13 protein-coding genes are annotated in these 15,300 nt (G+C 32.1%); 4 read left to right on the top strand and 9 right to left on the bottom strand.

Translation table 11 applies throughout. The annotated features are described in order from the left end of the window. Nucleotide 1 precedes the first annotated feature (1 nt). On the bottom strand, nucleotides 2-1,087 hold the full coding sequence (locus CCE28_RS06215) for an efflux RND transporter periplasmic adaptor subunit (protein WP_176461693.1): 1,086 nt from the start codon (nucleotides 1,085-1,087) through the stop codon (nucleotides 2-4). Between the two features lie 99 nt (nucleotides 1,088-1,186). After that, on the bottom strand, nucleotides 1,187-1,645 hold the full coding sequence (locus CCE28_RS06210) for a MarR family winged helix-turn-helix transcriptional regulator (protein WP_176461692.1): 459 nt from the start codon (nucleotides 1,643-1,645) through the stop codon (nucleotides 1,187-1,189). A gap of 300 nt (nucleotides 1,646-1,945) precedes the next feature. On the opposite strand from CCE28_RS06210, the gene CCE28_RS06205 reads away from it, so the two are divergent. Then, nucleotides 1,946-2,629 carry a DUF1287 domain-containing protein gene (locus CCE28_RS06205; protein WP_207652859.1) on the top strand — a complete coding sequence of 228 codons (684 nt, stop codon included), beginning with the start codon at nucleotides 1,946-1,948 and terminating at the stop codon, nucleotides 2,627-2,629. A 163-nt stretch (nucleotides 2,630-2,792) separates the two neighbouring features. Here the strand turns inward: CCE28_RS06205 and CCE28_RS06200 are convergent, their stop codons facing one another. From CCE28_RS06200 to CCE28_RS06180, 5 genes are all read right to left on the bottom strand, one after another. Further along, on the bottom strand, nucleotides 2,793-3,581 hold the full coding sequence (locus CCE28_RS06200; RefSeq protein WP_095132041.1) for an aspartate/glutamate racemase family protein: 789 nt from the start codon (nucleotides 3,579-3,581) through the stop codon (nucleotides 2,793-2,795). 17 nt (nucleotides 3,582-3,598) lie between these two features. Beyond that, nucleotides 3,599-4,987 carry a trimethylamine methyltransferase family protein gene (locus CCE28_RS06195; RefSeq protein WP_095132039.1) on the bottom strand — a complete coding sequence of 463 codons (1,389 nt, stop codon included), beginning with the start codon at nucleotides 4,985-4,987 and terminating at the stop codon, nucleotides 3,599-3,601. Between the two features lie 125 nt (nucleotides 4,988-5,112). Next, a complete protein-coding gene (locus tag CCE28_RS06190; RefSeq protein WP_095132037.1) occupies nucleotides 5,113-6,705 on the bottom strand; it encodes a BCCT family transporter in 1,593 nt (530 codons plus the stop codon). A gap of 256 nt (nucleotides 6,706-6,961) precedes the next feature. After that, nucleotides 6,962-7,597 carry a cobalamin B12-binding domain-containing protein gene (locus CCE28_RS06185; protein ID WP_095132035.1) on the bottom strand — a complete coding sequence of 212 codons (636 nt, stop codon included), beginning with the start codon at nucleotides 7,595-7,597 and terminating at the stop codon, nucleotides 6,962-6,964. A gap of 614 nt (nucleotides 7,598-8,211) precedes the next feature. Continuing rightward, nucleotides 8,212-8,778, bottom strand: coding sequence for a helix-turn-helix domain-containing protein (locus CCE28_RS06180; protein ID WP_176461691.1), 567 nt, complete (start codon nucleotides 8,776-8,778; stop codon nucleotides 8,212-8,214). 484 nt (nucleotides 8,779-9,262) lie between these two features. On the opposite strand from CCE28_RS06180, the gene CCE28_RS06175 reads away from it, so the two are divergent. The 3 genes from CCE28_RS06175 (at nucleotide 9,263) to CCE28_RS06165 (ending at nucleotide 12,795) form a co-directional block, all read left to right on the top strand. Beyond that, nucleotides 9,263-10,885 carry an L-serine ammonia-lyase, iron-sulfur-dependent, subunit alpha gene (locus CCE28_RS06175; RefSeq protein ID WP_095132031.1) on the top strand — a complete coding sequence of 541 codons (1,623 nt, stop codon included), beginning with the start codon at nucleotides 9,263-9,265 and terminating at the stop codon, nucleotides 10,883-10,885. Nucleotides 10,886-10,947: 62 nt separating this feature from the next. Next, nucleotides 10,948-11,325, top strand: a complete 378-nt coding sequence (locus CCE28_RS06170) for a Rid family detoxifying hydrolase (protein WP_095132029.1) — start codon at nucleotides 10,948-10,950, stop codon at nucleotides 11,323-11,325. Nucleotides 11,326-11,757: 432 nt separating this feature from the next. Beyond that, nucleotides 11,758-12,795 carry a uroporphyrinogen decarboxylase family protein gene (locus CCE28_RS06165; RefSeq protein ID WP_095132027.1) on the top strand — a complete coding sequence of 346 codons (1,038 nt, stop codon included), beginning with the start codon at nucleotides 11,758-11,760 and terminating at the stop codon, nucleotides 12,793-12,795. A gap of 37 nt (nucleotides 12,796-12,832) precedes the next feature. Here CCE28_RS06165 and CCE28_RS06160 read toward each other — a convergent pair whose 3' ends face one another. Both CCE28_RS06160 and CCE28_RS06155 read right to left on the bottom strand, forming a co-directional pair. Beyond that, on the bottom strand, nucleotides 12,833-14,602 hold the full coding sequence (locus tag CCE28_RS06160) for an ASKHA domain-containing protein (RefSeq protein WP_095132025.1): 1,770 nt from the start codon (nucleotides 14,600-14,602) through the stop codon (nucleotides 12,833-12,835). Beyond that, a complete protein-coding gene (locus tag CCE28_RS06155; protein ID WP_095132023.1) occupies nucleotides 14,599-15,219 on the bottom strand; it encodes a hypothetical protein in 621 nt (206 codons plus the stop codon). Before CCE28_RS06155 ends, CCE28_RS06160 begins: the two co-directional genes overlap by 4 nt. Between the last annotated feature and the right edge of the window lie 81 nt (nucleotides 15,220-15,300).

Genomic DNA, 15,300 nt, shown 5'->3' with positions numbered 1-15,300 from the left:
ATTATTGCTCTTTGATTTTTACTAAATCTCCATCACGTACACTTTTCATTCCTCTTATTATTAATTTGTCATTAGCCTTTAAGCCCTTTACCTTTACTAGAGTTCCTCTAACTTCTTCTATTTCCACTGTTTTTCTAATTACTTTATCTTCTTCTACTACATAAACATAATCAATATTTGAAGATAGTATGGCTTCTATTGGTATCCACATTCCATTTTCTTCGCCTATATCAAAAGTAATATTTACTATAGATTCTAATGGATAGTCTTTATGTATTGCTATATCCACATCATAAGTTCTAGTTGCAGGGTCTGGAACTTGACCTATGTTTTTAACAACACCCTCTGTAGTTTCATCTTTTAATTTAATAGTAACCGTATCTCCAACTTTCACATTTCCTAAATCCTCTTGGGTTATACCAGTTCTAACTATGTTTTTATCATTTCTTATGGTTACAACAGGCGTTCCTGCTCCTACCATTTCACCCTTTTCATAGGGAACATCTAACACATATCCTTCCACATCAGATTTGATAGTGGCATCACTTAATAGCTCTAATTTATTTTCATAATCTTGTTTCATTGCATTATACTGATTAACAGCTTGGTTATAACTAGCTTCTGCACTATCTCTACTTAATCTGGCCTTATTATAATCATCCATAGATATGGCCTTTTGCTCATATAGCTTTTCTACTTTGGTAAAATAATCGTTTTGATATTCATAAGAATCCTTTGTTTTTTTCACATCATTTGCTGCTGCATCTAGTTTGGATTTTGATCCATTAGCTTGTAGTGACAAATCTGTTTTGTCTAAACTAACTAATGTCTGGCCTGGCTTAATATGATCACCTTTACTTACGTGTACATTAGATATCTTTCCACCTGATTTAAATGCTATTGACTTTTGCACATCTGCCTTAACCGTTCCTGTATACTTTATTTGCACGGGCATTACCTCTTGCTTTAACTCCTGTACTTCAACAGTCTTAAAGGATTGGACCTCCTCCTCTGCCGTAGCCTTATCACAACCAGTAAAAGTTAACATGATCATTCCCGCCATTAAAAGGGTTAATATTCTCTTCATAAAACTTTTCCTCCCTATTTTCCTTTTCTTTATTAATTTGCGTGCGCATGCACGTTTATTTATTTGCGTGTGCATGCACGCTTTTTTAAAAATTTCATATTATTCATTTTCTCTTTCTAATTTACATTTTAAATACTGTTGCTCGTCTAATCCATTATCTGCTTTTTCTAATATCTTCGCCAATAACATAAATTCTTCTTCACTTATGCTATTTTTCACTATTTGGGTTATATTCTCTCTTATATATAAAACTTTCCTAGCAACATATTTCCCTTCTTCTGTTAAATATAATTCATAAGTTCTATTATCTTTAGAATTCTTTTCCTTTTTCACATACCCCAATAGTTCAAGTTTTTTAATACGTCTACTTATAGTAGTCCTATCTGCAAATAATCTAGATGTAAAAGCATCTTGTGATAATGTTCCTTCCTTATACAAAATATCTAATATTCTAACTTCTGATGCTTGAATTCCGTATTGGTGTGCTTCCCTATTCATAATGTTCTTTGCTTTTCTAAAAAAGCTTATAAGATGATTTTCTATTTTTCCGCCAAACATTATTTCCTCACTCCTGACTAGAATCATTATAGCACAAGTATGATGGGTTATTTAAATAAATGTCTAATTCATATTTATGTGATACAATTTATCATAGTTTAACTTTCTTGTAAATAAGTCCTAAGTAAAAATAATAATTTGTTAATCTTTTCTTAATAAATTAAGTTTTTCATATAGTTTACTCTAAATGCGACCATATATACATGTTTAATCACCCTAAGAGAATACTTTAATAAGTAATTAGATACAATAAATGAAGAAATTCTATAGAAATAGATCATAAGCAAGGAGATATGTACAGTGAAAAAAAATTTAAAAGTTTTACTTTTATTCTATCTATCCCTATTATTAATATTTACAGCATGTGCTAAGAAAATAGATAACACACAAAAAATAAGTGTAACAAAGAAAGAAGTGGTGCAAAGTTCAACACCTTCTACTACTACTCCCATTAACTCTAGTTCTACTATTGCACAAAAGATTCTAGTAGGAGCTAGAAAGGATGCTTCTACTAAACCATCTTACAAAAGCGCCTATTACAGTGGAGGCTATCCTCCCGATAATGAAGGAGTCTGTACAGATGTAATATGGAGAGCTTTAAAGGAAGCTAATATTAATCTAAAGGATTTAGTTGATGAGGATATAAGAAAAAATACCTCAGCTTATCCAAGAGTTGCTGGTAAGCCAGACCCTAATATAGATTTTAGGAGAGTACCTAATTTAATATCATTTTTTAAAAGACACGGTAAAGTTTTAACTACTGATCTAAGTTCTGAAAATTTAAATGAATGGAAAGGTGGAGACATAGTAGTATTCGGCAAGCCTATAGATCATATTGCCATCATATCAGACATTAAAAATGAAGAAGATATCCCTTTAATGATCCATAATGGTGGCCCCTATACAAAGGAAGAAGATGCCTTATTGTATTGGCATGAGAATATTTCACCCATAATATATCATTTTAGATATCCTAAAGAATAAATTCTAAAAGCTAATACATCTACCTATTTTAGACCACTTAACTTCTTATTAATATAGGACTGAAAAGAATCCTTACCTTATTTATTAATTCCTTGTGGTCATATTTATGTAATTACAAAATGGCCTAGAATAAAATTCTAGGCCATTTAATATAATTTAAATTTTATACATGTCCGTAATAATCCCTATGAGCTACAACAGAATATGCATAATCTAGCATAGTTCCCCAACTATATACAGGTAAATCTAATTCTCTTTGAATTGCTCTTGCAAAAGGTTGCATTCCCGTACATTCTAACATAATAGCTCCAATATCAGGATGCTTTTCTTTAAGATCTTTACACATTCTAACCATATCTGCTTCAGCTTTATCAAAATATGCCTCTGGTACTTCTGGTCTCTTAGTATGATCCCATAGAGTATCAAATTGTGTACATCCATATTCGTCTTGTGCACCAGCAATAATATAGTTACTATCTGGATCTATTCCAACTCTCTCTAAATGAGTCTTAGTTAAAAACTTTCCTTGTGCAGCAATAATGGCTACCTTTTTCTTAGGTCCTATAACTTGTTGAATCATTGGAACTTGTAATAAACTTGACATAAATACTGGGATATCCACATATCCAGCTACTTCTTGTTGGAAGTATGCAAAGTATCCACATTCAGCAGCTATTGCTCTACATCCCATTTTTTCAAGTCTTTTAGCAGCATCTAATATAGGTTGTAAACATTGACTTTTGTCTTCTTCCCAAACTAATTTGAAAATATCAATATTATTTACTATATCGTATTGTACAGGATAAGGGAATCCACTAGCATTTCTTACATCTCCTGGAAATCCTGGGTATACTTCATCTAATATCATTATTCCAAGTCCCATACCATAGCAACTGTGATTTTTTCTAGCTCTAATATAATTTATTCCCATATCTCTACCTACATTATACATTTCTTATTCCCCCTACTTTATAAATATTTTGCTAATAAAGCTTCTTGTTCTACTGTCATCTCTGGCATTTTGTATTTAGAAAGTCTCTTATCCATCTCTTTTAATGCATTGTCTAAAACTGTTTTGCACCCTTTTTTCTCCCATACTTCATGGGATGCTCTTTCAAATAACTTAGGAGAGAAATGCTCTTTTCTAAAATGCATAGCTGTATGCATATCTTCTAAATATTGTCCGCCATGGCCCACATTTTTAATAACCTCTATACCAAGAGTATCATCGTTAACTTCAAATCCATCTGTAAAGCGTTTTGTCATCTCTATTGTTTGTTCATCTATAATAAACTTTTCATAACTTATAATATTAAATGAATCTAAAATACCACAAGAATGAATTACATAATCTACTCCTGACATAATAGTTGGTATCATAACAAAAGATATTTCAATTCCCGCTTGCATATCTGGAAGCTTAGAATCACTTAATGCTCCACCACCTCTACACGGGATTCCATAGTGTCTAGTGATTGCTCTTGAGAATAATGCAATAAGACCAGCTTCTGCTGTACCAATTGCAGGTGTAACAAAACGTAAATCCGTTGATGCTGCCACGTTTCCATAAACCACTGGAAGTCCTGGTTTAATTAATTGAGCTAACACTATACCCGCTAAAAGTTCTGAGTTGGCCACCGCCATAGTTCCTGCTAAAGTAACAGGGGAAGTTGCTCCTGGTAGTGCCCCACAACCAAATATAATCGCTTGATTTTCTTCTGCAAAAGCGAATATTCCTCCAACCATAGCCTCATCGTAAGATAAAGGTGATAGTGCACTAATTAAACCTATAGTTACATAACTCTCATGATCATTATAAAAATCTTTAATTAACTCGATACATTTCTTAGACATATCATAACCTGATGTAATGGCCATAGTAGGTTTTGTTCCATACTTTAAGCAAGTAGCCTGTTGATACATTTGCAATCTTTCTACATCTATATCTTGCGGTGTAACCACGTAAGGATTTAACATATTTATTGTTTTACTAGATTGAATTAACTTAGTAAAATTAATTAAATCTTCACATTGAGCTAAATGATTATCTTCACCCTTCTTAACAAATACAGGCCCATAAGCCGGACAGAATACCGATTCTCCTCCACCAATTTCCACATTATGCTTTTCATCTCTACCTCTTACTACAAAGGATTTTGGTATGGTACTTAAAGCCTTGTCTAACATTTCTTCATCTATGTATACGACTTCACCTTCTACTCTAGCACCATTGTCTCTAAAAACCTTTAATGCCCTTTCATCATGAAATTTAACACCCATTTCTGAAAGTATTTTTAAAGTGGCTTTGTGTAGCTTTTGTATATCTTCTTCTGTCACAAAATTTCCTTTTACTTTCATTATATAAGCCCCCTTTTAGTTAGAGATGATTGTATAATAAATATTATGCATCATACAATCATCTATTGTTTAAATATTGCATATTGTCTTATCTTTAATATCATCTAACACGTATTAATAAATTCTTAAATTATATCCTCTTCTATCAGAGGATCTTCTCTCTTTGTAAATGTTCCAACCTTATCGAGATCTTTTGCATTAATCATAGCTTTAACGTGTGCAACCGACATAACAATCTGCAACACTATAATAGGTAAACCACATACAATAACCGACGTCTGAAGTGCCTTAGATCCTCCAGTAAGAAGAAGAATTAATGCAATAGCACCCATTAATAATCCCCAAAACATGGTCATAATCTTAGGTGGATTTTTTTCTTCTCCAGCTGCGTCAAATCCTACAGTAGTCATTGTTGATAAAGTTAAACTTACAGCCTCTGCTTGAGTAATAAACGACGCTGCAACTACTAATAATCCTACGATACAAGTAACTGTAGCAAAAGGCATCTTCTGGAATAATGCAAATAGTGCCACTTCCACTCCGTACTCATTAATAATAGCTCCAATTCCTGCATTACCAAAATGATCCATAAAGATACTTGCACTCCCAAATACACCAAACCATATAATAACGAAAGTAGCTGGAGCAACTAAGTTCATAGTTACAAACTCTCTTATAGTTCTACCTTTAGCTAGTTTTACCATAAATAAACCTGTAAGTGGTGCAAATGCTAACCACCATGCCCAATAAAACATGGTCCAATCCTTTGTCCAACCCGTTTGTTTTATAGGATCTAAGTTAAATGCCATAGGAATTATATTATCAATATAATCTCCAACAGCAGTAAGTGTGTTCTCAAGTATTGCTATTTTAGGTCCAAATATAAATGCAGCTCCTAAAAGGAAAAAATACATATACATATTTGCCGTACTTATGTATTTTATTCCCTTGTGAAGACCAGTACAAGCAGACGCTGTATAGATTACAACCATAACGGCAATAATTACCGTCCATGACATGGGACCTGCTTCAAATCCCCATAAATAGTCCATTCCAGCTCCAATTTGTAGAGTACCTAATCCAAAGGATGTACCAATTCCACCAACCATAGCAAACATAGCTAGTGCATCAACAGCGTTACCCCACTTGCCATCTGCCTTATCTCCTATTAAAGGATATAGGGATGAACTAACTTTAAATGGTCTTAATGCGTTATGGAACATAAATGCACATGCAACTCCTGCACTAACATAAATGGCAAAAGGTACAAAAGCCCAATGTAAATAAGTGTATCTTAGTGCAATTTGTGCCGATTCAATAGACTTTCCCTCTATACCTAAGAATGTAGGAGGATTCATGTAATGCATCATAGGCTCTGCAACACAATAAAAACTAATCCCTATTGCTAAAGAAGATGTAAATGTTACAGCAAACCATGTAAATCTATCCATAGTTGGCTTTGCATCCGGTCCACCTAGTTTAATTTTTCCGTACTTACTAAATCCAGCCCAAAAACAAAATAAAGTTAATAATATTGCTCCTATACAATAGGCCCAACTAAAATACTTTAGGGTAAATCCAAGAGCAACTGACGAACCCTTGCCAAATCCGTCAGGATTAAAAACACCTAAAGCAACACCGATGGTCAATAGAATAGCTGGTGGAAAAAATATTTGCTTGTTAACTAAAGACCAAAAACCTTTTTTTTCGCTTTCCATGTATACAGCCCCCTTAATATGGTTTTATATAATGAATGGAGGTCATTGAATATTATTGTTTATAATATGTACTAGGTTGTTCTTAAAACATTTTATTTTTTAATATTCAATGGTATAATAATTATTGGGTCATCCTTTTAAACTAATTGATTGTTACAGCCATGGAACATCAAGTTTAAAAGTGATGGCTTTTCTCATTTTGTAAGGATATCCGTAAATATTCAACAACCTTCCATCATTTCGCAGTTAACTTTACTTATACAGCCATAAGCTCATTTGCAAGTTCAACCGCCGATGTGGCATCAGCTGAATAATTTGCTCCTATACTCACTGCATATTGTTCGGATACGGGTGCTCCGCCTACCATAATTCTTACTTTATCGTATAAGGCATTTTCTTTTATTGCTTCTACACTTTCCTTCATGGCAGCCATTGTAGTCGTAAGCATAGCTGACATAGCTACAATATCTGCATTATGTTCTTTAATTCCTTCTACGATTTTCTCTGGTGGCACATCCATTCCAATATCCACAACTTCATAACCAGCACCTTCTAACATCATGATACAAAGTTTCTTACCAATATCATGAAGGTCTCCCTTTACAGTAGCAAATACAATCTTTCCTTTCTTTACTACGTCCCCTTCTTGAAGTAATGGTTTTAATAATTGTACACCTGCATCCATAGCCCTAGCTGCCATTAGCACTTCTGGTACAAATAATTCACCGTCTTTAAATAATACTCCAACTTCATTCATTCCTTCTAATAGGGCATCATTTAACAGTTCTTTTGCACTTAATCCTTCATCTATCCCTTCTTGTACCAATTCTGTTACTTGCCTTACGTCACCATCTAATATACTTTCTGATATTTGCTCATATAATTCACTCATTTTTTAACCTCCTCAAACGTTTTCCTCTCATCAATAAATTGTAATAAACTTGTGAAACATAATATAGTTCTGTTCACTTGAAATCAAATCATCTGCCCATTACACAAAATAAAATTCATTTTGTTAACCTATTTTTTTATGTGATGAAAAATATCGCCTCCTTGTGAACTCTTCCCCTAAATATATAAATTTCACAATTATAAAATTTCATATCTATGAATTCATCATATATTACCATTTTTTATTTGTCAATAACATTTTTTCATCCCCCTTTCTCTTTTTATCACTCAATCCTTTTATCCATCAACTATACAATTATGATTCCAATAATATTTTTTCTTTTTTATTCAAATAAAATTGGATTAAAAACACTTTTTTCTTTCACATTTATGAAATATACTTTCATTTCGTGTTTTTTTTAGATATTATAATCATATTTTTCATTTGAAAAACAACTGAAAATTTCACGTTCTTGAATTTTTCAATTATTTTTTGTTCCTCCATAGAAATTTTTCCTGTGAAATGATAAAAAAATAAGTGATTGATAAATGTACTTTTATCAATCACTTATTACAAAACAAACTATGTAATTTTAATAACCTGCATTAAATTTACTACTCATCCATTCTAGAGTAATCAGAAGATATCCAATAACTCACACATTCGCCTTCACCTATATTTCGAAAAGTATGTCTAGTCTTTGCATTAAGATAAAATGTATCTCCCTCTTCTAAAATATATTTACAATCCATTGTCCGTATTTCCATAGTTCCTTTTATGATAATTCCCAATTCATCACAAGTATGCCCCCAGGATACGTTTTCATAATCTACTCCAGCTTTCATCTTAATACAAATTCCCTCTATATCTCTTTCACCCTCTGTTATTAACTCATATTTAATGCTTCCCTTTTTTTCATATATTACTCTACGCTCATGCTCTTTAAGATGCATTTTACCTTCTGAAGATTTCTCTAAAAGTTCTATAATATTTATATCTAACACTTCACAAATTCTTTGCAAGTGATCTAATGTTGGACTATTTATATCTCTTTCTAAATTACTAAGGTATCCAATAGATAACCCTGAACTCTCTGAAAGTTGCTGTAATGTTAAACCTCGTTCTTTTCGAATATATTTAATTCTACCTCCTACTTGCTTAGTTCCATTGCGATGTTCCATTATATACCTCCCGGCCATATTACATATTCCTATCACATACTACCCACATTTTATATTGTTTGTAAACAGATGTAAATTCATCATGTATATATTAAGACAAAATTTCATTCTATTATACTATAAATTTATATTCCTTCACAAGTTTTACCCAATATATCCCATAAACTTTACACTATACTAGTATATACATTAATGAAATTTTTATTTGGTATTTTTTTCATGAATTTGAAATTTTATATTGAAATCCATTATATACGTATTGTATACTTAGTGATAAATCATTCTTTTTTACACATTTTAAAATTCATATCGTGAAAATACACGCTTTATTTTTTTATATTTTTGAAAATCACTTATTTATTATCACAAATAATATCTTTATTTTTTCATTCTTGTGAATTCCATTCCCCATAATAGATATTTAAATATTACTGCTCTATAGCTGAATTTCATATATAAACTTAACTCTTAAGGAGGTTTTTTTATGACAAGACAGAATCCAAGTATCTTTAATGATATTATAGGTCCAATTATGGTAGGGCCTTCTAGTTCTCATACCTGTGGACCTGCTAGAATAGGCTATTTAAGTAGTCAGCTATTAGATGGGAATTTAAAAAAGGCTGTTGTTGAATTTGCGAGAGAAGGTGCTTATACAAATATGTATAAAGGACAAAAGTCTGATTTAGGATTTATCTCTGGCCTTTTAGGTAGACGCCCTGAAGACCCTAAACTTCGTAGATCAAATATTGATGCTAGAGAAATGGATGTAGATATTGAATTTAGAATAAGTGACTTTGAAGCCATAGTCCCTAACATATCTAGAATAACCATGACTAGTGAAGAAGGGGAAGAGGTTCTTGTACGAGCAGATTCTACAGGTGGTGGAACTGTAAAACTATTATCTATTGATGACCTTTCTGTATCTATTGTAGGAGATGCTCACGAGTTATTAGTATTTACTGAAAATGCATCAAAAGATGATTTAATAAATTTATGTGATGAAATAAAAAAACTTGTAGGTCATGTGGAAGAAATTAGTTTCTCCACATTAGATAATCGTGGATTAATTAATGGAAAAACAAAAAATAAACCAACTGATGATTCTGTAGATAAAATAAAGACTTTAAAAAATGTAACAAGGATAAAACAAATTAACCCAGTACTTACTGTATTATCAAACAGACACGAACCAGTTCCTTTTAAATCTGCTGCTGAGATGCTTGAAATTGGTAAGAGAGAAAATAAGGAATTATGGGAACTAGCCATCATGTATGAATCAGCAAGAAGCGGTTGGTCTAAAGAGGAAATTATGAATTACATGAAAGAAATCATAGATATTATGGAAGATGGTATTGAGGAAGCCTTAAAAGGTGACATTAACATGGATGGTATCATACAACCAACTGGTGGAAAGATTGCTAAAAAAGCTGAAAATAAGAAACAATGGTTAGATACGGGTATACTAGATTTAGTAACACCTTGGTCTATTGCCACTATGGAATATAGTAGTGCCATGGGTGTTGTTTTATGTGCTCCTACTGGTGGTTCTGCAGGGGTTATACCTGGTGTTATTCTTGGAACTGCTAAGAAACTAGGTGTAAGTGAAGAAGATAAAATAAAGGCCATGCTGGCAACTGCTGTAATAGGTATTTGTATGTCTAAAGACCATAACTATTCTGCTGAACTTTATGGATGTCAAGTAGAACCTGGAGCTGCATCTGCTATGGCCGCTGGAGGATTAATGCACTACCTTGGAGGTACAACTGAACAAGCCCTTAATGCAGCGTCTATAGCTATCCAAAACATACTTGGTACTATTTGTGATCCTGTTGCTGGTCTTGTACAGGTTCCTTGTATTAGTAGAAATGCCATGTCAGCAGCTAATGCAGTAGTATCAGCTAACATTGTTATGGGTGGATTTGATGGTTGTATTCCACTAGATGAATCAGCAGAAACCATGTTTAGAGTTGGAGCTCAGCTGCCTAGTGAATTAAGATGTACATGTAATGGTGGCCTATGTATAACACCAACTGGACAGAAGCTTGCTAAAGAACAAGATGAAAGAGATGCTCTTAGAGATGTAGGAGCAATAGAGGCCTTAGCCTAGTTAAAACCCTCAGGATGTATTAATAATATATCTAACAAAATACATATCAGGAGGTTATTCCAATGAAAAAAATCATTTCGATAGATAAAGCACCACTAGCTGTAGGACCCTACTCTCAAGCTGTTGTTCATAATAACATGATTTTTTTATCAGGTCAAATATGCATCAATCCTGAAACAAGTGAAATGGAGAGAGATAGTATAGCACGACAGACAAGAAGAGTTTTGCATAATATTAAAAATATATTAGAAGAAGCAGGTTCAAGTTTGGATAAAGTATTAAAGTGCAATGTATATATTTCTTCTATGGAAAAGTTTGAAGATATGAACGAAGTTTATAAAGAATTTTTTTCAGTAAATCCACCAGCTCGTGTTACTGTTGCAGTGAAAGAATTATATGATGATTTAGACATTGAAATGGATGTAATAGCATATATATAATAAATATAAAAAATAAGAATTAGAGAAAATCTAATTCTTATTTTTTATTTTATAAAGTTTATGAAAGTTCTCTTATTATCATAATATATATTTTTTGCTACAAAATCTCTATTTCTATAAATTTATAAGGAAAATCTACAATAACTCACCTATTTATAAGGAAAATTTACATATGAAAGGTCTCTAATATATATTTAGCTTCATAACTATACATATATGTGTAATTATGAAGCTAAATATATATACACACTAGCTTCTATCCCTCTATTATCACGGTCCCTAGATTTTCTCCGATTAAAAAATCATTTCCATTACATATTCCAACAATTTGTACTTTTAAACGAGAAATCCAGTTACACAAAATGTATAATTAACATAGCAATTACAATAATTTCCCATTCAATGATGAACAGCGATTAGGAGGAAATAAATATGAATTCTTTAGAAAGAGTAAGATTAACATTACAACACAAGGAAGCAGATAGAGTTCCCGTATATCCTCTTTTAAATAGTGTATCTAGAAAGAAATTAGGTATTAATTATAAAGAGTGGACACAAGATGTCGACCTTTGTGCTCAGTCCATTATAAAGACCACAGATGAATTAGATCTAGATGCTATTTGTACTTTAGTAGATTTATCTGTAGAAGCTGCAGACTGGGGACAGGAAATATTATATTTTGAGGATAAGGCAGCTTGCCCTTCCCATGATAATAGATTAATAAAATCTGTAGAAGATTATACTAAAATAAAAAAAATAAATCCAAGAGAAACACCTAGAATGAGCGAACATATAGAATTATGTGAAAAATTAGTTAAGGCTAGAGGTAAAGAAAAACCTATAATCGGCTTTGTATTTGGACCTTTAGGTATTGCAGGAATGCTTAGAGGACATGATAAACTATTTATGGATCTTATAGATTGTTCAAAAGAAGTACATAAATGTTTAAGAGAAATTACAGAAACTTTAAAAGAATTTTGTACAGCCATGATAGAAGAAGGAGTCCATGCCATTATGTTTGATACACTATTTGCATCAAAAACTATCATGAGTAAAAGAATGTGGGATAAATTTGAAGGGGTGTATATGGAAGAGTTAGCAAACCATATTCGTGAATTAGGATCTATGGTTATGATTCACAATTGTGGTGCTGGTCCATACTTTGATGTGCAATTAAAGAGAATGAATCCCATTGCTTTTTCATTCCTACATTACCCTGCTGAGTGTTCATCCTTTGAAGATATGAAAGAAAAATATGGAGATAAGCTCACTTTAATCGGTCATGTTGACCCAGGTTGGCTTATGACTGCCACTTTAGAAGAAGTGGAAGAAGAATGTAAAAAAGAAATTGATACGTTTAAGAAAGGCGGAGGATTTATATTAGCAACAGGTTGCGAGTATCCAGCTCCTTTAGATTTTGAAAAAGCTAAAGTAATGATAAAAACTGCCAAAGAGTATGGAAGATATTAAAGAAAATGAGAATTAGACTTTATCTAATTCTCATTTTTTAAAAGGCCATATAATCAACAAACAATGATTGGAATTGGCGGTCTGTAGAAAGTTCTACATATTTTGTTGTGTCAATAATGTATCTTAAATCTTCCTGAGAAGACTTGTCTAAAATCATATCTATACTACCACTTAGGGACGTATTACCTATAAACACTACCTTTTCCTTTAATTCATCAGGTATAAGGCCTATCTGTGCGGCAGATTTAATAGATATTTTATTACCAAATCCTCCTGCCATATATACATTTTTTATTTCATTATAATAACATCCGTACTCTCTTATTAGTATTTCTATTCCAGAACGTATAGCAGACTTTGCTAATTGTATTTCTCTAATGTCTTTTTGGGTAAAAACTATTTTCTCTCCCGTGTCTAAGCAGGCAATAGGAAAATTCCCATCTGTATCTGTATATTCTTTATTATATCTTCCCGATTTTTTTATTATATTGTTTTTAATTAATTCAGCAGTTATATCAATTATTCCAGAACCACAAATACCTACAGGACTTTTATCTCCTATAGTTTCATAAGTTACTTCCCTATCTTTTATAGTCACATGACTAATGGCCCCCTCAATGCTACCAATACCATACTTAATGGTAGCACCTTCAAAGGCTGGACCTGCTGCTGTAGCTACACAAAAGATTTTATCTCTATTTCCTAAAACCATCTCTCCGTTAGTACCTATGTCTATTAAGAGACTTATGTTCTCATCCTTATGTATGTTAGTACTAATTATGCCCGATGTAATATCTCCCCCCACATAAGCAGATATTGACGGAGTTAAAGTCACCTTACAATGGCCCTTAGTGTAATTAAATACTTCACTAAAGCTATATTCAATAGGAGAATCTGTAATCATTGTAAATGGTGCAACAGCCAAGGAATGGGAATGTAATCCTAATAATAATTGAATCATAGTAGTATTCGCTGATATATAAACCTGGTGTATATCATCAAATAATATGTGATTCTTCTTAGCTAGATGAAGTATAGATTTAAAAATCTCATCTCTTATTAATGAAGAAATTTCATCTAAATTTTCTGTGGATTTAGATGCATAATTTATTCTTGATATTACGTCATGTCCATATTTCTTTTGAGGATTCAGTATGGCATATTTATCTATAATTTCACTTGATTCAAGGTCAATAAGGACCATAGCTATAGTAGTCGTACCTATGTCAATGGCAACTCCATATAACTTACAATTCCTTGTGAATATATTACATATTAAATTATCCCTCTCTACCATATAAATATCTTTTTTATGTAGCCCTACATCTAAATATCTTGATAATTTCTTTAAAGCTTCATAACTGTAGGAAAAATCCTTTTTCATTAGGTCATTGATAGACTTAGTAATTGATATTGATTTTTTTAATATTTCATCTTCAAGGGATACTTTATGTTTTTTTAATAGAGGGTTTATAACCCCTCTATTATTCTCATACCCAGATTCAATACTATAAGTATTATCCTTATCTTTGGGTATCTCTATAGTTATAGGTTCACATGTATAAGATTCACAAGCAAGTCTAAAGCCTTTTTTTATTTCATCTTCTGAAAAAAATCTGTTGTTACTGTCCTTATAATGAACATGGCCCTTTACAACTCTTACCCTACACTTACCGCATGTGCCATTTCCTGCACAAGGACTTGTAACATATACCTTATTCTTTACTAATGTATCTAATAGACTGTCCTTAGGATCATGGTCTAATGATAAAATCCTATTATCCGTCACTATCTTTATGGAAATCATATTTTCACACTCCTCATCTTGCAATTTTCATTGCTACACTTAGAGCAATCATGATCTCTTTTACTAGACGTATAACTAGTATCACATTTATAGGAGTATATCATCGATTTATTAGGCCTTACCATAAATCCAGAAGTTAAACTTATATTGTATTCCTGTGGCATAGCTAATTTGTTTAAAATTTCCTCAGCATATTCCATAGGTATTCCCCTCTCCCCTGGCGAATTTCTAGATGACAATCCTAAATTCATCTTACTCGCTTCTTTCTTTAAGTGTTTATAAAATTGGTTGCTATATTCAAATAACACCATATCTGCCATAGCATCTAATAAAAGAGTTTCTATATATTCACCATCATCATATTTTTCACCAATTGCTTCACTTATTTTTTCTCCTAAAGTTATGACACAGTATAGTGTATGAGAAGGTACTTTAGAATCATCATTATTAACAAAATTATAAAAACCTTTAGGTGTTATCAAAGAAGGTAATTTTTCGTAAAAATCTTCATACATCTTGGATATAGTCTTGTATATTCTCCGACCTTCATAACAATCTATATAATTGAATACTCTTTTTTTATCAATAGTAAAATTAAAATCAGAAAAAACCTTCAATAGAAATTCCCCTTCCCATATAAAACTCTAATCTCTTATCTCATTATAATAGCTTTAAAAGGAAATATCAGTTGTGTCTAA

The sequence above is a fragment of the Anaeromicrobium sediminis genome (genome assembly GCF_002270055.1).
GTDB classification, from domain to species: Bacteria; Bacillota; Clostridia; order Peptostreptococcales; family Thermotaleaceae; genus Anaeromicrobium; species Anaeromicrobium sediminis.
Note: the sequence above shows the minus strand (reverse complement) of the source record. Positions and strands in the feature narration are given on the sequence as shown.